Raw genomic sequence first — 22007 nt, forward strand, 5'->3', positions numbered from 1 at the left:
GTTGGCCCAAAAGAACCCCTCCCTGGGCCGTTGAGACAAAGACGGAATCCCGCGCATGGAATCCCCCTCTTCGCATCGGTGTATGCGAAACAGGGCTGCGAACGTCAAGATATTGTTCGATTTTTGCCCGGCTTTCGCCCAAAAGTCGATGCTGGCGAGTGTCCGTCGCGATCTCTCGGCGGTTAGATCGATTGAAATCGTCCCGACCGTCGGGGCACGGGTCAGTCCGCCTCTCTGCCCATGCGGCGTGCCGCGTAACGCTCGACCGCCGACAGTCCGTCGTAGATCAGCACCGCAAGTGCCGCCACGATCAGACCGCCCTGCAGGATGAAGGCCAGATTGTTCGACAGCAAGCCGGCGATGATCACCTCGCCGAGCGTCCTGGCCGCCACCGTCGAGCCGATGGTGGCCGTGGCCAGGCTGATCACCACCGACAGCCTGATGCCGCCAAGGATGATCGGTGCGCTGAGCGGCAGTTCGACCTTGGTGAGCCTTTGCCAGCCGGTCATGCCGGCGCCGCGCGCAGCCTCGACGACATTGGCCGGCAAGGTCGTCAGTCCGGTGAGCGCGTTCTCGAAGATCGGCAGCAGACCATAGAGAAACAGCGCGATCAGCGTCGGCTTCTCGCCGAAGCCCACCGCCGGCACGGCGAGCGCCAGCACCGCCACCGGCGGAAAGGTCTGGCCGATATTGACCAGGCTGCGCGACAGCGGCAGGAATTCGGCGCCGGCGGGCCGGGTGACCAGGATGGCGAGCGCCACAGCGACGATCGTGGCCGCGACGGTCGCGATCAACACGGTGCGCAGATGCAGCAGCGTCAGCGTCAGCAGGCTGCCTTGATTGTAGATGACGGGAGCGTTGTTTTCGGTCAGCGGCTTCAGCAACGGCTCGAACCAACCCGGGCTGGTGATGAAGGCAACAAGCAACACCACAAGCGCAAGCCTGAGCAGCAGAGGCAGCCAGGCTTTCATGACGGCCTCGCCGCCCGCTTGACCAGGCCATCCACGGTGATGCGGCCGATCGGCTTGCCGTCGGTGCCCTTGACCGGCAGCGCCGGCCTGCCGGACCAGAGAAGTTCCGCGAGCGCGTCACGCTGGCTGGCGTCGCCGGGGATCGCCTCGCCTTCGGCGGCGCCCTGCTCCACCGCATCGCGCACCCGGCCCAGCGACAGCAGCCTGAATGGCCTTTCGCTGGCGCCGACCAGCGTCTCGACAAAAGCGTTGGCCGGCTTCGCCAGGATCTCCGCCGGCCCTGCATATTGCACGAGCTTGCCGGCATCCATGACCGCGATCCTGTCGCCCATGTGCACGGCCTCTTCCATGTCATGGGTAACGAGGATGATGGTGGTGCCGAAGCGCTTCTGGATCGCCAGCAAATCCTCCTGCGCCTTGGTGCGGATGATCGGGTCGAGCGCGCCGAACGGCTCATCCATCAAAAGCACGTTGGGCTCGGCGGCAAGCGCGCGGGCCACGCCGACGCGCTGCTGCTGGCCGCCGGACAATTCGTGCGGATAGCGCGGCCCGAATTCCTGGGGGTCGAGCTGGTAGAGCGTCATCAGTTCATCGACGCGGGCCTTGATGCGGCCCTTGTCCCAGCCAAGCAGCACCGGCACGGTGGCGATGTTCTGCGCCACGGTGCGATGCGGAAACAGGCCGTGGCCCTGGATTGCATAGCCGATGCTGCGCCGCAGTTCGTAACCGGGCACCGATCGATTGTCGGCGCCATCGAGCTTGATGATGCCCGATGTCGGCTCGACCAGCCGGTTGATCATGCGCAGCAGCGTCGTCTTGCCGGAACCCGAAGTGCCGACAATGACGCAAACCGTGCGCGGCTCGATGACCATCGAAACGTTGTCGACGACCGTCGTCGCGTCGTAGCGCTTGGTGATGCCTTCGATGTCGATCATGCCGTTTCAACCCTGCGTTTGGTGGCGGTCATTTCGATTGCCGCGTCGAGGATGATGGCGGCGGCGAAGGCGAGCGCCACGGTCGGCACCGCGCCGAGCAGCACCAGGTCCATCGCCGTCTGGCCGACGCCCTGGAACACGAACACGCCAAAACCGCCGCCGCCGATCAGCGCGGCGATGGTGGCAAGGCCGATGTTCTGCACCAGGACAATGCGGATGCCCGTCAGGATCACCGGAAACGCCAGCGGAAACTCGACACCGAACAGGCGCTGGCGATCGGTCATGCCCATGCCCCGCGCCGCGTCGTTGGCGGCACGCGGCACGCCGGCAAGGCCGACCACGGTGTTGGCCACCACCGGCAGCAGCGAATAGAGAAACAGCGCGACGAAGGCGGGTGCAGTCCCGATGCCCCTGATACCGAGCGCGGCTGCTCCCGGCACATGAGTTGCGACCCAGCCAAGCGGCGCGATCAGCAGGCCGAACAGCGCGATCGAAGGAATGGTCTGGATGATGTTCAAGACGTTGAGGACGCCGGCCCGCAGGCTTTCGACACGATGGCACAGGATGCCGAGCGGCAGGCCTACGATCACGGCGGCAAGCAATGAGCCGAGCGCCAGGGTCACATGTTTGGAGCCTTCGGCCCAAAAGCTGTCGGCGCGGTTGGAATACTCCTTGAGGATCGAGAGGCTGTCCCAGCGCCCCGAAATCAGCAGCAAGCCGATGGCCAGCGCCGCAACGACAAGCACGCCGACGCGCGACCAGGGCGACAGGGTGAGCCTGGTCAGCACGTCGGCGAGCAAAAGCGTGAAGACGAAGATGAGAATCCAGAAGCCGGAGGCCGGCGAGACCCGGGCAAAGGTATTGCCGGCCGGAGTGAGGAATGTGCCGGCGACACCGATGAGCAGCGTCAGCGCGGCAAGCGCCACGACGCTGGCTGCAAGGCGCAAGATGAGCGGCGTCCTGAACAGGGCGACAAGGGCGGCCAGTACGAGGATCGCCAAAAGCAGCGGACCGGTCGTTGCCGGCAGAGCTTCGAGAATCGAGCGCGCCTGACCGGGAACGATGCGGTTGGCGCGGAAGGTGGCGAATGGTGCGAGAAACGCGGCGTAAGCAGCGAGCGCGGCGATGACCACGCCGAGTTTGTCGAAGCGGATGGTCATGACCCGCGTCTGCCTTGCACTGACGTCACTTATCGACGCGTAGCTATTTCAAAAACCCGTTCTTCTTCAAAAAGTCCTCGGCGACGCCCTTGACCGGCTCGCCACCGACCTGCACGCGTCCATTGAGCTCCTGCAGCGTGACGAGATCGAGCTTGGCGAAGACCGGCTTCAGCAGCGTCTCGATCTCCGGGTGCTCCTTCAGCACGGATTCGCGGATGATCGGCGCCGGCTGGTAGACCGGCTGCACGCCCTTGTCGTCAGTCAAAACGACGAGGCCCGATGGCGCGATGCCGCCATCGGTGCCGTAGACCATGGCGGCATTGGCGCCGCTGGTCTGGTTGGCGGCCGCCGCGATGGTCGCTGCCGTGTCGCCACCCGAGAGGGTGATCAGTTGGTCAGGCTTCAGCGTGAAGCCATAGGTGGTCTGGAAGGCCGGAAGGGCTGCCGCCGAATTGACGAACTCGGCGGAGGCCGCCAGCACCACCTTGCCGCCGCCGGAGACGTATTTGCCGAAGTCCGACAGCGTGACGAGCTTGTTCTCGTCAGTCACTTCCTTGCGCAGGGCGATCGCCCAGGTGTTGTTGGCCGGCGCCGGTGACAGCCAGACGATCTTGTTGGCGTCGTAGTCGAGCTTCTTGGCGGTCTCATAAGCCTTGGCGGCATCCTTCCACACGGGATCATCGGCCTTCTCGAAGAAGAAGGCGGCATTGCCGGTGTATTCGGGATAGATGTCGATCTCGCCGGCGGTGATCGCCTTGCGCACCACCGGCGTGCCGCCGAGCTGGATGCGATCCGTGGTCTTGATGTTGTTGGCGTTGAGGACGAGCTGGATAATGTTGCCGAGCACGCCACCCTCGGTGTCGATCTTCGAGGAGACGACGACCTGAGCACTCGCGGAAGCCGCCGTGATGACGAGCGCAATCGCGGCGCTGGCCAGAACCTTGACTGAAAACATTGTGAAAACCCCTTGCTGTGAACCGGAATGCGGTGGGCGCATATGAGCATGGCTTCAACGGCCAGTCGGGGCATACGGTTTCATAAGAAGGGGGATCAGCGCAATATTTTTGTTCCAGACGCGCCGATTTCGGCGGCGGCAACGGCGGGCTGGCGATCAGCCGCCATCGGGTGAATAATGCCGCGAGGGGTGGGCGGCAAACACGGAGAGCGTGTCATGGCCATACACAAGGTCGGTTATCTCATCGGCAGCCTTGCCCGGGAATCCATCAACCGCAAGCTCGCGAAGGCGCTCGTTCAACTTGCCCCTCCCGAGCTCGAAATGACGGAAATCGGCTTCAAGGATCTACCGCTCTACAGTTACGACTATGACGCCAATTTCCCACCGGCCGCCCAGGCCTTCAAAAAGGCGATCGCCTCCGTCCAGGCCGTGCTGTTCGTCACCCCGGAGTACAACCGCTCGATCCCCGGCGGACTGAAGAACGCAATCGACTGGGCCAGTCGCCCCTACGGCAAGAATTCGTTCGCGCGCAAACCGTCCGCCGTCATCGGAACATCGCCGGGCGCCATCGCGACCGCCGTCGCCCAACAAAGCCTGCGCAGCGTTCTGAGTTTCTGCAACTCGCCGCAGATGAATGCGCCCGAAGCCTATATCCAGTTCACTCCGGGGCTGATCACGGATGAGGGCGAGGTGACGGTTGAATCCACCGAAGACTTCCTGCGCAATTATATGGCTGAGTTCCATATGTTCATAGCGCGGGTGCTTCAGGTCCTGCCGCCGGACGCATAACTTTCAAATTGGCGTCAAGCCGGCCGCAAGCTTGTGATCTTCAGCGCGCCGAGTGCCACGAAGCAAAGTGCGGCGACCGGAAAGATCATCCAGTTGAGCATCGTCCAGCCCCAGGCGTTGTAGACCATTCCCGACATCAGCGACGCGCAGGCGACGGAGCCGAACAGGACGAAGTCGTGGAAGCCCTGCACCTTGCCCTTTTCGGACGGGTGGTAGCTGGCCGCCACCATGGCGGTGGCGCCGATGAAGCTGAAATTCCAGCCGAGGCCGAGCAGGATCAGCGCCGTCCAGAATTGCCACAGTGCCAGGCCCGACAAGGCAACGACGGCACAGCCGGTCAGCAACAGCAGGCCGGTGGCGACAACGCGCTCGGCGCCGAAGCGATGGATCAGCGAGCCGGTGAAGAAGCTTGGCCCGAACATCGCCATGACATGCCAGGAGATGCCCAGCGTCGCATCGTCCTCGGACAGGCCGCAGCCGACCATGGCGAGCGGCGCGCCGGTCATGACGAAACTCATCAGCGCGTAACTGCCGACGGCGCAGAAGAGCGCCGCGACGAAACGCGGCTTTGTCACGATTTCGGAAAGGGGTCTGGCATCGCCATCGGCAACGTCCAGCTTGCTCGCGGCCCTCGCCGGCAAGCGCAGGAACGACAGGATGATGGCGCCGACCGCCGCCAGCGGCAGGATCGAGGCGAAAGAACCGGCAAACATGACAGGCGCGAACAATTCGCGGGTGAAGATGACGATCTGAGGCCCGAGAATGGCGGTGACAATGCCACCGGCGAGCACGAAGGAGATGGCGCGCGCCTTGAACGCCGGCGGCGCGTTGTCGGCCGCGGCAAAGCGGAACTGCTGGACGAAGGCGCCGCCGACGCCGATGACGAGCAGCGCGAACGCGAACAGCCAGAAGCTGCCATGGAACAAAGCCAGGGTGGCGACCAGCCCGCCGAGCGCGGTGACGACGGTTCCGGTCATGAAGCCGCCCCGCTGGCCGAGCCATCGGATGATGGCCGCCGCGGGCAAGGCGCCGAGCGCCACGCCGAGATTGAAGCCGGTGATCGGCGCCGTCGCCAGGGATTTGTCGGCGCCGAGCAGATATTGCCCGGCCAGCGCGCCCATGGAAATGGCGATGGGGGCGGCCGAACCGATGATCGCCTGCGAGGCGGCGAGGATCAGCGCGGTGCGCCGCGCCTCCTTGCCCGCCTCGACGGCAATGGCCGTCATGATGCGTCCTTGCCGCGGCCCTCGCCACGCACACGGCGTGACACACGGTCGAGCACGGCGTTGACCAGCTTCGGCTCGTCCTCCTCGTAGAAGGCCTTGGCGATATCGACATATTCGGTGACGATGACCGCGACAGGCACGTCCTCGCGCTTCATCAGCTCATAGACGCCCGCGCGCAGAATGGCGCGCAGTGTGGAATCGAGGCGCGACAGCGGCCAGTCGTCGGTCAGCGCCTGGCGAATGATTGGATCGATGGTCTTCTGGTTCTCTACGACGCCTGTCAGGATGGCGCGAAACCATTGCGCGTCCGCCTCGCGATAGAGCGCACCGTCGACTTCCTTGCCGAGGCGGAACGCCTCGTACTCGGCGGTGATCTCGAACACGCCGCTGCCGGCTACATCCATCTGGTAGAGCGCCTGCACGGCGGCCAGACGGGCAGCACCGCGCTTGTTGGCGTGGCGCACCGCGGGCTGTCCTGGCGAAGCGGGTTCGCTCACGATCGCGCTCCCAATTGTTCCTTCAGCGCGATCATAGTCAGCGCCGCACGCGCGGCAAAGCCGCCCTTATCGCCTTCCGAGCGCTTGGCCCGCGTCCACGCCTGTGCATCGTTCTCGGTGGTCAGGATGCCGTTGCCGATGCAGACCGAGTCCTGCACGGACAGGTCCATGAGCGCACGACTGGATTCATTGGCGACGATGTCGAAATGATAGGTATCGCCACGGATAATGGTGCCGAGCGCGACAAAACCGTCATAGCCGGTCCCGCCTTCGGCCATGCCGTCGAGCGCGAAGGTGATCACCGCGGGAATTTCGAGCGAACCGGGAACAGTGACGACGTCGTAAGTCGCGCCCGCTTCATCGAGCGCGCTTGTCGCGCCGTCGAGCAGCGCGTCGGCAAGGTCGTCGTGAAAGCGCGCCTCGATAACAAGAAGGTGCGCCTTCGTCTTGGGACGAATGAACGCCTTGCCGTGTTGGGATGTGCCAGCCATAAATGTCTCCGGGGTCGCCGGTGACTTAGGCCGAAGCCGGTTTGATCGCAAGCGGAAGATTGTCTGCAGGCGTATCAGGTTGCCGTGGGCCGGCCTGTTCCGCAGGCTATCAAAGCCCCTCTTTCGCCGCCTCCGCCAGCCGCGCCGCGTAGCGCGCCATGGTGTCGATCTCGAGATTGACGCGGTCGCCGGCCTTGCGCTCGCCCCAGGTGGTGACGGTTAGCGAATGATGGATCAACAGTACGTCGAAGCGGGTGCCCGCGACGCTGTTGACGGTGAGCGAGGTGCCGTCGAGCGCGACGGAGCCTTTCGGCGCGATGAATTTCGCAAGATCGCGCGGCGCTTCCAGCGTGAAGCGCACCGCATCGCCCTCATTCCTGCGCTCGACGATCTCGGCGGTGCCGTCGACATGGCCCGAAACGATGTGGCCACCGAGCTCGTCGCCGATCTTCAGCGCCCGCTCCAGATTGATCCTGGTACCTGATTTCCAACCCGCCGCCGTCGTCAGCCTGAGCGCCTCCTCCCAGGCCTCGACCTCGAACCAGCGCGCATTCGAGCCGCTGTCGGGCAACGCCGTGACCGTCAGGCAGACGCCGCCGCAGGAGATCGAGGCGCCAATCGCGATGGTTGCGGGATCATAGGCGGTGTCGATGCGCAGCCCCACCCCTTCCCGCAGCGGCTTGACGGCGGCCACGGTGCCGATATCGGTGACAATCCCGGTAAACATCGATCGCTATCCCTGAAAATCCCTGATCCATTCGGCATAACCGTCTTCGCCGAACCGCATCTCGCGCAGCTTGCGAAAACCTGCCGGGATATGGTCGGCATCGACAGGCGATGCAATGCCGTCACCGCCGATCGCTTCCGGTCCCTGGAACAGCACGATGCGGTCGACCAGCCCGTCGGCCAGGAAGGCGCTCGCCACCTTGGCACCGCCCTCGACCAGCACGCTTGCCATGCCGAGCGCCGCCAGATCCTCGAGCAGTTCGGGTAATGCGACGCCGCCCTCGTGCGTCTCCGTGCCGATGAAGCGCACGCCGGCGCGTTCGAGTGCCGCCCGGCGCTGCGGATCGGCCTCCAGGCAAGCCGCGACATAAAGCGGTACGCGATCGACGCCGGACACCAGCTTCGAGCCCTCCGGCAGCCTGGCCTGGCGGTCGAGCACGATGCGTACGGGTGAACGGTTCTCCAGTCCGGGCAAACGCACCGTCAGCGCCGGATCATCTTCCAGCGCCGTGCCGATGCCAACCAGGATGGCGTCCGCCTCGGCGCGCATCAGGTAGACTTCGCGGCGCGCCATGTCGCCTGTTATCGCGACTTGGCCGGCGCCTTCCATGCCGATCTTGCCGTCGCTGGAAAGCGCAAGCTTCAGGATAACTTCCGGGCGTTTTCTCAGAGAGCGAATCAAATAGCCCGCCATCTGTTCGGCAGCTTCGGTGGCCAAGACCTTTTCCACCACTTCGACACCGGCGTCACGCAGGATGGCATAACCTTTGCCGGAGACCCGCGGATCCGGATCGCTGGCAGCGCCCACGACACGCGCGATGCCGGCGTTGACCAGCGCGTTGGCGCAAGGCGGCGTGCGGCCGTGATGGGCGCAAGGCTCGAGCGTGACATAGGCGGTGGCGCCCCGCGCGAGTTCGCCGGCCTCCGCCAGCGCCTCGGTCTCGGCGTGCGGCCGGCCCCCAATCGCGGTGACGCCGGTACCCACGATCATCGGGCCCGAGCCGTCGTCACGCACGATGATGGTGCCGACGGATGGATTGGTCGAGGTGCGACCGGCGTTCTTGCGCGACAGCCGCAAGGCCGCGGCCATGAAACGGCGGTCCAGGGCCGCTTGCTCGGCGTCGCTGCGTTGCGGTGCTGCCATGCTCAGCCGGCGTCCTCTTCGCTCTTTTCCTCGTCCCCCTTCAGCTCGCCGAGCAGCTCGTGGAAATCCTTGGCCTCGCGGAAATTGCGATAGACCGAGGCGAAGCGCACATAGGCGACATCGTCGAGCGACTTCAGTGCATCCATGACCAGCCGGCCGACCTCGCCGGAACCCACTTCCGTTTCGCCGGAACTTTCGAGTTGGCGCACGATGCCGGTCACGGCGCGGTCGATGCGTTCTGGGTCGACGTTGCGCTTTCGCACCGCGATCTCGACCGAGCGCAACAGCTTGTCGCGGTCGAACGGCACTTTTCGCCCTGATTTCTTGACCACGACGAGGTCGCGCAACTGCACGCGCTCGAACGTGGTGAAACGGCCACCGCAATCGGGGCAGACACGCCGCCGGCGGATCGCCGCGCCGTCCTCGGCGGGGCGCGAATCCTTCACCTGCGTATCTTCGGACTGGCAATAGGGACAGCGCATGGAGAGCCTTGGGTTCGCGAATCTGGTGAGGTGAAAAGGCTTAGAGCCTTTCCGGTCCGGATTGAAGCAGTTCCGTTTCTTCGACGGCCTGCCGCGACTCAGAGATAGCGAGGCGCGAGGAAGATTGCCAGCGCGGCAAGCAGCCAGACTGCGATGCCGCCGGCAACAGCCAGGCGATAGTCGACCTTGTCGATGAACAGCCAGCAGGCGCCGAGGAAGGCGAGATAGGCCGGAATCGTCTTCATTCCGGCAAGGCAGGCATCGCGGAATCCGCCTGGATCGCCCTTGGCGCCGACAGCGAGCAACGCGATGACGGCAAAGGTCGGCGCCAGCGGCAGGATCCCGGGCAAGACATTGCCCCGCTTGGACGCCCAGACGATCAGGGCCGTCACCAGCCCGCCGACCACGCCTTTCCAGAGAATGTCCATGGCCCCCCTTGCTCCAGCCAAGCCGTTAAGGCGCAACATCCTTGGTTGGGAAGCCGCAAGACGTGCCGAGATTGCGATAGGCCTTTGTGAAACCGTCCATCGGAATGCTGGCGACGGCCTGCTTGCCGAAGGTGACGTCGAGCGATGTGACTTTTCGCATGGCCCGCAGCAACGCCAGACTTGTCTTGGCCTGGTTGTCGATCGTCCAGCTGGGACGGCCGTTGACGGCATCGTTGGAGTAAACCGTCGCGGAAACCTTGATGCCCGGATCGCCGAAGATGGCCGCGATCTTCTTGTCGGCCGGCAGGGTCCGGTTGTCGATGGTGATCATGACGGCCGGATAAGCATCGGGCGGCAGCGCGTCGCCGGTCGAGATCGACAATGTCAGCGTGCCCGAATTGCCACCCGCGTCGAAGAACGCCGTGGAGGCCGCGCAGGTCTTGTGCGCATCCTGGCCGGTGTCGAGCGTATCGACCATGGTCGTCCATCGGCCGAAACTGCTGGTGGCGGGCATGTCCGGAGCGGGCTGCGTCTGCGCCAAAACGGACCCGCAAGCAGCCAGCCAAACGAAGGTGCCAAGTGAGGCAAGACAAAAATCGCGCATCATCAATTCTCCAGTTCCATGCGTCACCCGATCAGGGGTGACGCACCGCCGGTGGATAAAAGATGACGCGTCGCGCCCGGTCAACCGAGATAGGGATAGAGCGGGAATCGATCGGTCAATGCAACGACCTTGGCCTTGACCGCTGCCTCGACCGCGGCATTGCCTTCGTCGGAATTGGCGACCTTGAGCCCATCCAGCACCTCGGCGATCAGCTTGCCGATCTCACGGAATTCGGCCTGGCCGAAGCCGCGCGTGGTGCCGGCCGGCGTGCCCAGCCGCACGCCCGATGTGACGAAGGGCTTTTCCGGATCGAAGGGGATGCCGTTCTTGTTGCAGGTGATGTTGGCGCGGCCAAGGGCCGCTTCGGCGCGTTTGCCGGTGGCGTTCTTGGGCCTGAGGTCGACCAGCATCAGGTGGTTGTCAGTGCCGCCAGAGACGATGTCGAGGCCCGTCTCCTTGAGGCTGGAGGCCAGCGCCTTGGCATTGGCGGCAACGCTTTCGGCATAGACCTTGAAGCTCGGCTTCAACGCTTCGCCGAAGGCCACCGCCTTGGCGGCAATGACATGCATCAGCGGACCGCCCTGCAGGCCGGGGAACACCGCCGAATTCATCTTCTTGGCGATGTCCTCGTCATTGCACAGGATCATGCCGCCGCGCGGTCCGCGCAGCGATTTGTGCGTGGTGGTCGTCACCACATGGGCGTGCGGCAAGGGCGAGGGATGCACGCCGCCGGCAACGAGGCCAGCAATGTGCGCCATGTCGACCATCAGATAGGCGCCGACCGCGTCCGCGATCTCGCGAAAACGCTTCCAGTCCCAGATGCGCGAATAGGCGGTGCCGCCGGCCAGGATCAGCTTCGGCTTGGTCTCGTGCGCGGTCCTCTCGATGGCGTCCATGTCCAGCAGATGGTCGTCCTTGCGCACGCCATAGGAGACGACCTTGAACCACTTGCCGCTCATGTTGACCGGCGAGCCGTGGGTGAGATGGCCGCCGGAATTGAGGTCGAGGCCCATGAAGGTGTCGCCGGGCTGCAGCAGCGCCAGGAACACCGCCTGGTTCATCTGGCTGCCGGAATTCGGCTGGACGTTGGCGAAGTTGCAGCCGAACAGCTTTTTCGCGCGCTCGATGGCCAGTTCCTCGGCCACGTCGACGAACTGACAGCCGCCATAGTAGCGCTTGCCCGGATAGCCCTCGGCATATTTGTTGGTCATGATCGACCCCTGCGCTTCGAGCACGGCGCGAGAGACGATGTTCTCCGAAGCGATCAGCTCGATCTCGTGGCGCTGGCGACCGAGTTCGTTGCGGATGGCGCCGAAGATCTCCGGATCGGCATCCTCCAAAGTGGTTTCGAAAAAGGATTCGAATTTGTTGGACGCCGCCGCTGCTGTTGCCATGGCCTGAGTTCCCCGGGGTTGGAAGGGCAAATTCGTGGATGCTGTCGTCCCAAACCACTGGGCGGTTCTGGGCGACATGCATTGCGTTCGCCGGCCATTAACACAGTTGTTTTGGGCTCGCCACGTTTGCAGCGCGAAATTTGCTGGCCGGTTTGCGGCAAAGGATCGGCGCGGACCGCTATTTCCTGTCCCGCCGCTGCTTCAGCAAGGCCTCGGTCAATGTGATTTCGGAAAACAGGGCGCGCATCGTGTGATCGTTGATCTCTTGGCTGCGGAACATGTCGCGTAGCGCGGATCGCTCGGCTTCGATGCCCGCCGCCCTGAGTTCGAGCTCCAGCCTGCCGGCCTCACGGGCCTCGGCGCGGGCCTCGTCGGCTTCGTCGGAAGCCGCTATGCGCCGCCGGTAGCCGGCCACGATGCTGTCGGCGACGGCCAGCCGGGCCTCGACCGCCTCGCCCTCGCCTGCCTCGTTGGCCATGCTCTCGATCCTGGCGATCGCCGCACTGGCGGCGCCGACGCGCGCCCGGCGCTCCTCCGCGGCGGCCGGATTCTCGCCTGGCTCGACCAGTCCCCGCGCGATCCTGGGCAAGGCAAAGCTGGCAATGACGAGCGAGCAGATGATGACGCCGGCGGCGAGGAAGATCACGACATCGCGTGCCGGAAAGGGCGAGCCATCCTGCAAAGCCAGCGGCAATGACAGGATGCCCGCCAATGTGATGGCGCCGCGCACGCCGGCCACGGAGCCGGCGAGCCGGACGCGAAATCCGAACGGCTCGGCCTTGCGCTTGCCCACACGCGCCGCGATCGCCTGGGCGATGTCCCCGACCCAGATCCACAGGAAGCGCAGCCCGATCAGGCAGAGCGTCAGGATCAGCACCGTCGCCACTGGCTCGATCAGCCAATGCCGGCTGGACAATTCCGGCGGGACCTTGCGGATGATGTCGGGAAGCTGCAGGCCGAGCAGAATGAACAGAGCACCATTGAAGACGAAAGTGAGCGTCGCCCAGAGCGACAGAATCTGCATGCGCGCCGACACGCCGAGGAAACGGAACATGCCGCTGACCCCGGTCAGCAGGCCGGCGGTGACCGCCGCCAGGATGCCCGAGGCTCCGACATGCTCGGCGCCGAGATAGGCGACGAAAGGCAGCAGGATCATCACGAGAACCTGCGCCTCGGCCGGCACGCCGCCGATGCGGCTGAGCAGTTGCAGCGCCTTGGCGGCGATGTACAGGGCCGCGACACCGGCCAGGATGCCAGAGGCGACGGCGTAGAGAAAGCTGAGCGAGGCTCCCGCGAAAGAGAAGCTGCCGGTCAATGCCGCCGCCACCGCAAAGCGGAACATGACGAGACCCGACGCGTCGTTGAGCAACGACTCGCCCTCCAATATGTGCATCAGCCGGGCCGGAACCACATTCCTGTCGACGATCGAGGACACCGCCACGGCATCGGTCGGCGACAGCACGGCGGCCAGCGCGAAAGCGACGACGAGCGGAATGCTCGGCACCAGCCAGTGCAAGGCATAGCCGAAGCCGACAATGGTGAAGAAGACCAAGCCGATAGCGAGATCGAGTATGGGTCCGCGCAAGGCGACGAGTTCGCGCTTGGGCGCCGCGAAGGCGTCACCGAACAGAAGCGGCGGGATGAACACCAGCAGGAAAAGTTCCGGATCGATCTCGACATGCAGGCCCCTGGTGGGCCAGGCCAGGGCCGCGCCGATGGCGATCTGCAGCACCGGCAACGGCACCCGAACCAGCCGGACGAGCGCGCCGGACAGCGCCACGAAGACGAGCACGACGAGAATGAAGATGGCGACGTCCATGGCACGATTCCGGCTGTCTGCCGACCATGCGCAATAGCCGGAGCTTCGTCCAGCCGGTCGAACGGCTGGAAATGGCGGCGTCCGCAATAAAAAAGCCGCCCTGTGAGCGGCTTTTTTGCAAAAATATCAGCTCGTTATAGCGAAGACGTGATCTGCAGCTCGCTGGCACCGTCGAGCGCGTAGACGTCGTCGCGGAACTGGACGACGCCGGGTCCTGTCGACCACGCCGAGAGATAGAGGAAATGTACCGGCACCGGGTTGGTGACCTGGATCGGCGTGTTCTGGCCGGTCTTGATAGCCGCCTCGAAATGCTGGCGATCCCAGCCGGGCGTGTCGCGCAGGATCCAGGTGACGAGATCGCGCACGTTCTGGACGCGCACGCAGCCCGAGGAATCGAAGCGCATCATCTTGCCGAACAGGCTCTGCTGCGGCGTGTCGTGCATGTAGACGCCGTCCGGGCTCGGGAAATTGATCTTGACCGACGCCATGGCGTTTTCCGAACCGGGATCCTGACGGAAACGGTACTTGGCGGCATCGTCGGTGGACCAGTCCACATTCATCGGATCGACTTCGCTGCCATCGGGCGCGAACAGGCGGATATGGCTGTTCTTGAGATAATCGGGATCCTTCCGCATCAGCGGAATAATGTCCTTACGCACGATCGAGACCGGTGCGTTCCAGTACGGATTGACGATGATCTCGTTGATCTTGGAATTGACGATCGGCGTCTGGCGATCGATCTTGCCGACGATCGCGGTGTGGCGAAGCACGACGCGGTCGTTCTCGACCGCTTCGATCTGTGCGGCCGGGATGTCGACCAGCACATAGCGGCTGCCCAGCGTGCCGGCCTTCTCTTTCAGCCGCTGCAGATTGGTCTGCAACTGGCCGAGCCGGATTTGCGCCGAAACGTTCATCGCTGCGTAGGTATACTTGCCCATCGAGCCGTCAGCCGGCAGGCCATGGCGCAACTGAAAGCGCTTGACCGCCGAGTCGACATAAGAATCGAAGGCCGTCGAAATGCCGGCGCTCTGCGACAGGTCGCCCGCCATCATCAGGCGCTTGCGCAACGGCACCACGTCCGGGTCATCGACGCCGAGTTGCAGTTTCTTGGTCGCGGGAACGTCGGTCCAGCCGCCCTGCCCGACGATGTTCTGATACTGCGCTACCGCCTGCTCGGTGAAGGCGACGGTCTGCGGGCTGAAGATCGGCAGCGTCGAGGCCACCTTGCCGCCTTCGCTGGCGCGGGCATCGAACTGATCATCCCAATTGCCGCGGGCCGAGGATTTCAGGATATCCCCGATCACATCCTGCGCACTGGCGCGGCCGGCCACCATGGCGGCGGCGAGCGCGGAGGCTCCGGAAAGGAAAAAGCGGCGGCTGGTTCTCATGGACGTTCCAGACATTCTTGTAGCGTTCGATCACTTTGCTGCGTCGATCATCGCGCGATCTCGCCCGCACTCTAAAATCGGCAATCTTAACAATTAGCCAACCATGGTCCGTATCACATTGGCGACAAAGGCAAGAGGCGCGATGCGGTTGCCGGTGGACGCATGGTCTTCACCACGGCATCACTGCCACTCTCGGTTCCACTGGAATATGGCGGCAACGTGGCCTTGGCCCGTAATTTGCTTTGGCCGGACGCAAGAAAGAAAAGACTGGTGCTTTTCGGCACCGGCCCTGACTGGAGGTCGCTGTCATGGCCACGCTTCTGCGGCGCGGCTCCGTTTCCTGGATGGTCTTACATCCGGTAGGCGATGGTGTCGTTCCAGAAGCGGTCGAGCCGCTGCAGAGCGCGGTTCATCTGCTTGAACTCGTCGGTGTTGATGCCGCCGACCTGTTCGATCGAGCCGACATGGCGTTCATAGAGACCGGCGACCACATCAGCCACTTCATTGCCTTTCGGCGTCAGCGAGACGCGGACCGAACGGCGGTCGATGCGTGAGCGCTGGTGGTTGATGAAGCCGAGATCGACCAGCTTCTTCAGATTGTAGGAGACGTTCGAGCCGAGATAGTAGCCACGCGAACGCAGCTCGCCGGCGGTCAGTTCGGAATTGCCGATGTTGAAGAGCAGCAGCGCCTGGATGGCATTGATGTCGGAACGGCCGTTGCGGTCGAATTCGTCCTTGATCACATCAAGCAGACGGCGGTGCAGACGCTCGACCAGCTGCAGCGATTCCATGTACAGGGAACGGATAGCCTCGCGGCGATCGTCGGAAACGTTGGCGGTCTTGGCCGCCGGACGCGAATTGATCATTGTCTTTGCCTCTCGTTTGTCGCCCTGGTGATTTTTTGTTTTTCACCTTGATCGCGACACTATCGAATACTCATAAAATTCGACTTAAACGCTAGGGCTAACAAGAGCTTACCGGTAAGAGGTTTCGGAAGACGCTTAACGAACGGTCACCCGGGCAAGGATGATTAACCTAAAGATTTAGGCAATTATCGCCGGGGCGGATTCGAGCGGTCGCCAGGTCGTCAACACGTACAATGGCTTAGTGTCGTGCCGGGCGTTTTTGCAGGTAGATGACGACGCGAAAGACGATGTAGAGCAGCGCTACGCAGGCATGCGAGACGATGATCAGGAGACGATGGCCAAAAAGCTCGGGAAAGCCGGCATACATGACGGTCTCGGTGACCGCGCATATGAACCAGATCACCGGACCCCAGGACGCCAGCATCCACAACCCGGCCGCGGCGAAGGGAAAGAACACGGCGAGCATTACCGCCGCCACCTGCCAATGCACCGGCATAAGATCGAAGCGCCACAGCGAGCCCGGATAGAATCCGATCAGCTTGATCCAGTACAGGATGCCGAACATCAGGCAGTAGCCCGCGATGACGCGCTGGAACCAGGCGAAGATCACCTCGACCGTCGAGGGCTGCAGGACGACGCGTCTCGATGTCACTTCGCTCACAGCCCAAGCTCCCGATCGCCGAGCGGAGCGAAATAGGCCTCGACATTCGCCTCGCTGACGGCATCGATCTTTGCCGGCCGCCATTGCGGCTTGGAGCCCTTGTCGATGATGGCGGCGCGGATGCCCTCGTAGAAATCGTGGCCAGCCAGCATGCGGTTCAGGATGCGGAACTCCATCCTCATGCAGTCGTCCATCGACAATGTCTGCCCGGCGCTGATCTGCCGCCAGGCGACGCGAAGGCTGGTCGGCGAGCGCATGCGGATCGTCGCCAGCGTCCTGGCCGCGAATTCGTCCTTGCCCGCGCGATCCAGGCTGTCGATGAGGTCCGGCAGCGAGGGTTGGGCGAAATGGCGGGAGATCGCCTCCAGGATGGGCCTGTCGGTCTCCCGCTTGGCCGGAACAAAGAACCCGCGCAGCACCGATTCCGGATCGCCCGTCAGCGCCAGCCGGTCGAGGAAGCTCGGCTGGTCCTCGGCCTTGATTGTGTGGGTGGCCAGCCCCGACCACAGCGCATCGCCATAGCGGATGCGGTTACCGGTCAGCGCTAGGTACATGCCGAAGGAACCGCCAAGGTCGGGCAGCAGATGACTGGCGCCGACATCGGGAAAAAAGCCGATGCCGACCTCCGGCATGGCGAACTGGGCATTCTCGGTCATCACCCGGTGCGAACCGTGGAAGGAAATGCCGACCCCACCGCCCATGACGATGCCGTCGATGAGCGCCACATAGGGTTTCTTGAAACGGGCGATGTAGGCGTTGAGCCGATACTCGTCGGCGAAGAACTCGACCGGCGGTTTTCCAGCCCGGCCGGCTTCGTAGATGTGCAGGATATCGCCTCCGGCCGAAAACGCCCTGCCCTCGGCCTTGACCACGACGACATCCACGCCGTCGTCCCGCTCCCAGGAACGCAGGGCCTCGCCCAGCGCCTTGACCATGCGATGGGTGACGGCATTGAGCGCCTGCGGCCGCGTCAGGGTGACGACGCCGGCCCTGGCCAACCTTTCGAAGCGAATTTCGTCGCCTCCACCAAAATCCATCGCCAGAGAATCCTTGTCCCCTCGCCTGCGGGACTGAAGTGCTAAAGGCGGCGCATGGGTGCGTCAATGGCAGCAGTCTGTCCGCCGCGGTCTTGGCGGCAAGTGGCGGCCGATGCTAGACGTTGGCGGCCATTACGGCAGGCCAAGAGCCGGATAGTGAGCCATGCCGCAGTTTTTGCGCCTTGTCCTTGTTCTGAGTTGCCTGTCTGTGTTGTGGGCAACCAATGTCCCCGCGGGGGCAACCGACCTTGGCGACCTTTACCAATCGCAGACCATCGTCACCGGCCAGGGTGAAGAAAACCGCCAGCTTGGCTTCAGGACTTGCCTCGACAAGGTCCTCGTCAGTGTTTCGGGCGATCAGCGGCTGCTTGCCAGACGCGAAATGGACGCGTTGCGCGACAAGGCCGGCAGCTTTGTCGACAGCTTTCGCTACCATGACCGGCTGGAGGGCATTCCGATCCATGACGAGCAAGGCACGCATGACCGGCCGCATGACCTCACCTGCCTCTACAAGCCTGATGTGATCGACAAGGTGCTGGCATCGCTTGGCAGCAGATCCTGGCTTGGCGAGCGGCCGACACTCGCCGTCTTCCTCACGACTGAACAGGGCACTCGGCATTTCGTGCTGAGCGCCGAGGAAGGGCGCGGCGAGACGATGCGCGAATCCTTCATCAATGCCGCCGGCCCAACGCTGATGCATGTCGTCTTTCCGAAGATCGCGCAGCTTGGGGACCTGGGCGAAGAAACGTTGCGCGCGGCCGACATGGCAAAGTTGGATCGGCTGGCCAAACAGGCCGGAGGCAACCGAACGCTCGCCGGCAGCATCGTATGGAGCAATGAGGAGCTAGGCTGGATCGCCGACTGGCGACTGGCCGACCACGGCAAGACCTATCGTTGGCAGGTGCGCGGTGTCAGCTTCGACGAGGCGTTCCGTGTGGCAATCGGAGGCGCGGCACAGATCCTTTCGGGCAATGGGCAGCCCTGACCAATAGGTGGTGCGACAGCGCTGTGGCAGCTTTCGACGCTGGCACAAACGTGTCGCATTGGTCAGCATCATGGGCTCGTGGTAAAAGCCGCCGATCCGGAGTTTTGGCCATGAACAAATTCACCCCAGCAAAACCCGCCGGCGCGCGCAGCGTCGACGACGTCACGGGCAGCCGCCGCCTGCGCCGCATGCGCAAGGCCGACTGGTCGCGCCGGCTCGTGCAGGAGAACAGGCTTTCGGTCGACGACCTGATCTGGCCGATCTTCGTCGTCGAGGGCAGGAATGTCCGAGAGCCGATCGCCGCCATGCCCGGCGTCTTTCGCCTGTCGGTCGACCTTGCCGTCAAGGAGGCCGAACGCGCGGCCAAGCTCGGCATCCCGGCTCTTGCCACCTTCCCCAATGTCGACCTCGGCCTGCGCGACCAGACCGGCTCGCACATCCTCGACCCGGAAAACATCATCAACCGCGCCACCCGCGCGATAAAGGAGGCGGTGCCCGAGATCGGCATCATCACCGACGCGGCGCTCGATCCGTTCACCAGCCATGGCCATGACGGCATCCTGCGCGACGGCATCATCGTCAATGACGAAACCGTGGAACAGGTCGCGGCGGCGGCCGTCATCCAGGCGGCTGCCGGCGCCGACATCATCGCGCCATCAGACATGATGGACGGCCGTATCGGTGCCATCCGCGACGCGCTCGACGCCAACGGTTTTCAGGACGTGGCGATCATGTCCTACGCCACCAAATTCGCCTCGGCCTTCTACGGCCCTTATCGCGAAGCAGTCGGCACCGCCGGCCTGCTCAAGGGCGACAAGAAGACCTATTATATCGACCACGCCAATTCGGACGAGGCGGTGCGCGAGGCCGAACAGGACATCGCCGAGGGCGCCGACATGCTGATGGTGAAGCCCGGCCTGCCCTATCTCGACATCATCCGCCGGCTGAAGGACGAATTCCAGATGCCGACCTTCGCCTATCAGGTGTCGGGCGAATATTCGATGATCAAGGCGGCCGGCGCCAATGGCTGGATCGACGGCGAGAAGGCGATGCTGGAATCGCTGCTCGCCTTCAAGCGTGCCGGCTGCGACGGCATCCTGACCTACTTCGCTCCCGAAGTGGCGGAAATGCTGAAAGGGTAGCCTCAACGTCCCAGGCAAGGCCTTTCAGTAGATGTCACCACTCTTTCGAGCGGTCGGCGGTTCCTTCGAATTCCCGCTGACAAAAACCGGCAGCTGCAGCTACAATAACCGCACGGCCGGAGGCGGCCGGCAGCCCGCACCTCGGCCAGGAGGTATGGCGAACGCCTCCAGAGGTGCTTCCTGACCCGGTTCACCGTCGGGTCGGGCGTCGGCAATGCGGACACCACATCCGTTTCGTGAAATTTACAGGCGAATGAGTTGATATCGCGGCTGTCTCGGCCGCCACTGGCCGTCCGAGCCGACCGCCACACAACAGTCTGGACATCGCTTGGTGCGAAGGTCTGGATAGATGTCTTTCGATCCGAAAAATACCGCTTGCAATTCACAATCGGATTGCTAGAAGAAAACCACTTGCAAAACACAACTGGTTATCGAGGAGGTCTTCATGTCCAAGCTTCGCGTCAACGCTTTCAGCTTGTCCCTCGACGGCTACGGCGCCGGGCCTGATCAGAGTCTGGAAAATCCGCTCGGCGTCGGCGGAATGGCCCTGCACAAATGGGCTTTCAGCACCCGCACCTTCCGCAAGATGTTTGGCGAGGAAGGCGGCGAGACAGGCGTCGACGAGGACTTTGCGGCGCGCAGCTTCGAGAACCTCGGCGCCTGGATCCTCGGCCGCAATATGTTCGGCCCGATCCGGGGTGAATGGCCTGACGACAAGTGGAAGGGCTGGTGGGGCGACAATCCGCCCTATCATGTGCCGGTGTTCGTGCTGACCCACCACGAGCGGGCGTCTATCACGATGGAAGGCGGAACGATTTTCCATTTCGTCACCGGCGGGATCCATTCGGCGCTAGAGCAGGCAAAATCAGCGGCCGGCGGCAAGGACGTGCGGGTCGGCGGCGGCGTCTCCACCATCCGGCAATATCTCCAGGAGCGGCTGATCGACGAGATGCACCTGGCGATCTCACCGGTGCTGCTGGGCAAGGGCGAAAACCTTTTTGCCGCCCTCGACATGCCCAACCTTGGTTATCAGTGCACCGAACAGGCGGCAACGGCACTTGCCACACACGTGGTCATCAACAGGGCTTAGGCCGAGCCCTTTTGGCGCAGGCCCTTTCTCCCCGTCACTATACCAGGAGAAATGTCCGGCAGGACAACGAGGGCGGTGCTGTCGAACGAAGATGATGCTGGCGTAGTCCTGCGAATGGCGGTCTAACCAGTTAACCCTGCGCCGCCCCTCATCCGCCCTTCGGGCACCTTCTCCCCGTGAAACGGGGAGAAGGAAAGGTTTCTCAATATTTCTCCGGCACGTAAAGTTCGCGCGGCAAGACCTGGCGTTCGTATTCGGGGTTGAAGACGCGCTCCGGCAGCGTGATCTCCTCGTGCGGCACGTCTTCGTAAGGCAGTTGCTTCAGCAGATGATCGATGCAGTTCAGGCGCGCGCGCTTCTTGTCGTTGCCCTCGACGATGAACCAGGGCGCTTCGGGGATGTTGGTGCGGGCGAAAGTCTCCTCCTTGGCCTTGGTGTACTGTTCCCAGCGCACGCGTGACTGCAGGTCCATCGGCGACAGCTTCCACTGCTTCATCGGATCATGGATGCGCATCAGGAAGCGCATCTGCTGTTCTTCGTCGGTGATCGAGAACCAGTATTTGACCACGGTGATGCCCGAGCGCACCAGCATGCGCTCGAACTCCGGCACGTCATGGAAGAACTCCTCCACCTGCTCGGGGTTGGCAAAACCCATTACCCGTTCGACGCCGGAGCGGTTGTACCAGGAGCGGTCGAGCAACACGATCTCGCCGCCTGCCGGCAAATGCGGGACATAGCGCTGGAAATACCATTGCGACTTCTCGCGTTCGGTCGGCGCCGGAAGCGCCACGACGCGACAGATGCGCGGATTGAGCCGCTGGGTGATGCGCTTGATGACGCCGCCCTTGCCGGCGGAGTCACGGCCCTCGAAAATCACCACCAGTTTCTTCTTGTGATAGGCGACCCAGGATTGCAGCTTGATCAATTCGGACTGCAAGCTGATCAGGTCGCGAAAATATTGCATGCGATCGATCGAAGGCGGATGCGAGTTCTTGTAGATCTTGGCGATCTCCATCGACAGCGCCGGCTCCGACATTTCGAGCTCATAATCTTCGTCGAGCGTGTCGGCGAGTTCGGCTTCGAGCCAGTCCTTGGCAGGGGAATTCTGTTTTAGCTCGGTCATATCAGCTGCTCCGCTTGCAAGCCCTGTCGGTTACCACTGGGCGCCCCAAATTGCTGGCCAGCGGCCGAGAATGGAAACACCTGAGCCGACTTCA

General features: G+C 63.4%; 23 protein-coding genes. 4 read left to right on the forward strand and 19 right to left on the reverse strand.

What is annotated here, in order from left to right; genetic code table 11:
• Positions 1 to 221 precede the first annotated feature (221 nt).
• From O7A70_RS13355 to osmF, 4 genes are read right to left on the reverse strand one after another with little or no spacing between them, the layout of a single operon-like run.
• The gene (locus tag O7A70_RS13355; RefSeq protein WP_027143586.1) at positions 222 to 971 is read right to left on the reverse strand and encodes an ABC transporter permease; all 750 of its coding nucleotides are present in this window, start codon (positions 969 to 971) and stop codon (positions 222 to 224) included.
• Positions 968 to 1906, reverse strand: a complete 939-nt coding sequence (locus tag O7A70_RS13360) for an ABC transporter ATP-binding protein (RefSeq protein WP_337140732.1) — start codon at positions 1904 to 1906, stop codon at positions 968 to 970. The genes O7A70_RS13355 and O7A70_RS13360 overlap by 4 nt, the downstream gene beginning before the upstream one ends.
• On the reverse strand, positions 1903 to 3066 hold the full coding sequence (locus O7A70_RS13365; protein ID WP_337140733.1) for an ABC transporter permease: 1164 nt from the start codon (positions 3064 to 3066) through the stop codon (positions 1903 to 1905). Before O7A70_RS13365 ends, O7A70_RS13360 begins: the two co-directional genes overlap by 4 nt.
• A gap of 43 nt (positions 3067 to 3109) precedes the next feature.
• Positions 3110 to 4021 carry a glycine betaine ABC transporter substrate-binding protein OsmF gene (gene osmF, locus O7A70_RS13370; protein ID WP_337140734.1) on the reverse strand — a complete coding sequence of 304 codons (912 nt, stop codon included), beginning with the start codon at positions 4019 to 4021 and terminating at the stop codon, positions 3110 to 3112.
• Between the two features lie 216 nt (positions 4022 to 4237).
• On the opposite strand from osmF, the gene O7A70_RS13375 reads away from it, so the two are divergent.
• Positions 4238 to 4810 (forward strand): NADPH-dependent FMN reductase, encoded by a 573-nt coding sequence (locus O7A70_RS13375; RefSeq protein WP_127279854.1) that lies wholly within the window; start codon positions 4238 to 4240, stop codon positions 4808 to 4810.
• A gap of 14 nt (positions 4811 to 4824) precedes the next feature.
• Here O7A70_RS13375 and O7A70_RS13380 read toward each other — a convergent pair whose 3' ends face one another.
• From O7A70_RS13380 to O7A70_RS13445, 14 genes are all read right to left on the reverse strand, one after another.
• A complete protein-coding gene (locus O7A70_RS13380; RefSeq protein ID WP_337140735.1) occupies positions 4825 to 6036 on the reverse strand; it encodes an MFS transporter in 1212 nt (403 codons plus the stop codon).
• Positions 6033 to 6533, reverse strand: a complete 501-nt coding sequence (gene nusB, locus O7A70_RS13385; protein WP_015318243.1) for a transcription antitermination factor NusB — start codon at positions 6531 to 6533, stop codon at positions 6033 to 6035. The genes O7A70_RS13380 and nusB overlap by 4 nt, the downstream gene beginning before the upstream one ends.
• Positions 6530 to 7024 carry a 6,7-dimethyl-8-ribityllumazine synthase gene (gene ribH, locus O7A70_RS13390; RefSeq protein WP_140506511.1) on the reverse strand — a complete coding sequence of 165 codons (495 nt, stop codon included), beginning with the start codon at positions 7022 to 7024 and terminating at the stop codon, positions 6530 to 6532. The genes nusB and ribH overlap by 4 nt, the downstream gene beginning before the upstream one ends.
• A 109-nt stretch (positions 7025 to 7133) precedes the next feature.
• Entirely contained in the window at positions 7134 to 7751 is a 618-nt protein-coding gene (locus tag O7A70_RS13395) for a riboflavin synthase (RefSeq protein WP_337140736.1), read from the reverse strand.
• A 6-nt stretch (positions 7752 to 7757) separates the two neighbouring features.
• Positions 7758 to 8894, reverse strand: a complete 1137-nt coding sequence (ribD, locus tag O7A70_RS13400; RefSeq protein ID WP_337140737.1) for a bifunctional diaminohydroxyphosphoribosylaminopyrimidine deaminase/5-amino-6-(5-phosphoribosylamino)uracil reductase RibD — start codon at positions 8892 to 8894, stop codon at positions 7758 to 7760.
• Positions 8895 to 8896: 2 nt separating this feature from the next.
• Positions 8897 to 9376 (reverse strand): transcriptional regulator NrdR, encoded by a 480-nt coding sequence (gene nrdR, locus O7A70_RS13405; RefSeq protein ID WP_337140738.1) that lies wholly within the window; start codon positions 9374 to 9376, stop codon positions 8897 to 8899.
• 98 nt (positions 9377 to 9474) lie between these two features.
• Complete coding sequence (locus O7A70_RS13410) at positions 9475 to 9804, reverse strand: GlpM family protein (protein ID WP_140769125.1); 330 nt, start codon at positions 9802 to 9804, stop codon at positions 9475 to 9477.
• Positions 9805 to 9829: 25 nt separating this feature from the next.
• A complete protein-coding gene (locus O7A70_RS13415) occupies positions 9830 to 10408 on the reverse strand; it encodes a hypothetical protein (RefSeq protein WP_442921185.1) in 579 nt (192 codons plus the stop codon).
• 80 nt (positions 10409 to 10488) lie between these two features.
• The gene (gene glyA / locus O7A70_RS13420) at positions 10489 to 11802 is read right to left on the reverse strand and encodes a serine hydroxymethyltransferase (protein ID WP_337107535.1); all 1314 of its coding nucleotides are present in this window, start codon (positions 11800 to 11802) and stop codon (positions 10489 to 10491) included.
• A gap of 178 nt (positions 11803 to 11980) precedes the next feature.
• A complete protein-coding gene (locus O7A70_RS13425) occupies positions 11981 to 13621 on the reverse strand; it encodes a Na+/H+ antiporter (RefSeq protein ID WP_337140740.1) in 1641 nt (546 codons plus the stop codon).
• A 134-nt stretch (positions 13622 to 13755) separates the two neighbouring features.
• Entirely contained in the window at positions 13756 to 15009 is a 1254-nt protein-coding gene (locus tag O7A70_RS13430; protein ID WP_337140741.1) for a L,D-transpeptidase family protein, read from the reverse strand.
• 350 nt (positions 15010 to 15359) lie between these two features.
• Positions 15360 to 15875: a transcriptional regulator LdtR gene (gene ldtR / locus O7A70_RS13435; RefSeq protein ID WP_013896002.1), complete on the reverse strand. Its 516-nt coding sequence runs from the start codon at positions 15873 to 15875 to the stop codon at positions 15360 to 15362.
• A gap of 238 nt (positions 15876 to 16113) precedes the next feature.
• Positions 16114 to 16536 (reverse strand): DUF6163 family protein, encoded by a 423-nt coding sequence (locus O7A70_RS13440; RefSeq protein WP_027143571.1) that lies wholly within the window; start codon positions 16534 to 16536, stop codon positions 16114 to 16116.
• Positions 16533 to 17573 carry an enoyl-CoA hydratase/isomerase family protein gene (locus tag O7A70_RS13445; RefSeq protein WP_337140742.1) on the reverse strand — a complete coding sequence of 347 codons (1041 nt, stop codon included), beginning with the start codon at positions 17571 to 17573 and terminating at the stop codon, positions 16533 to 16535. Before O7A70_RS13445 ends, O7A70_RS13440 begins: the two co-directional genes overlap by 4 nt.
• A gap of 163 nt (positions 17574 to 17736) precedes the next feature.
• Between O7A70_RS13445 and O7A70_RS13450 the strand changes: the two genes are divergently transcribed.
• From O7A70_RS13450 to O7A70_RS13460, 3 genes are all read left to right on the forward strand, one after another.
• Complete coding sequence (locus O7A70_RS13450) at positions 17737 to 18558, forward strand: DUF2066 domain-containing protein (protein ID WP_337140743.1); 822 nt, start codon at positions 17737 to 17739, stop codon at positions 18556 to 18558.
• Between the two features lie 110 nt (positions 18559 to 18668).
• Entirely contained in the window at positions 18669 to 19700 is a 1032-nt protein-coding gene (gene hemB, locus O7A70_RS13455; protein WP_027143568.1) for a porphobilinogen synthase, read from the forward strand.
• 445 nt (positions 19701 to 20145) lie between these two features.
• On the forward strand, positions 20146 to 20790 hold the full coding sequence (locus O7A70_RS13460) for a dihydrofolate reductase family protein (protein ID WP_337140744.1): 645 nt from the start codon (positions 20146 to 20148) through the stop codon (positions 20788 to 20790).
• Positions 20791 to 20992: 202 nt separating this feature from the next.
• Here O7A70_RS13460 and ppk2 read toward each other — a convergent pair whose 3' ends face one another.
• Complete coding sequence (gene ppk2, locus O7A70_RS13465; RefSeq protein ID WP_027143566.1) at positions 20993 to 21913, reverse strand: polyphosphate kinase 2; 921 nt, start codon at positions 21911 to 21913, stop codon at positions 20993 to 20995.
• Between the last annotated feature and the right edge of the window lie 94 nt (positions 21914 to 22007).

Origin of the sequence: Mesorhizobium sp. Cs1299R1N1 (assembly GCF_037179655.1) — a bacterium.
Classification (GTDB): Bacteria; Pseudomonadota; Alphaproteobacteria; order Rhizobiales; family Rhizobiaceae; genus Mesorhizobium; species Mesorhizobium salmacidum.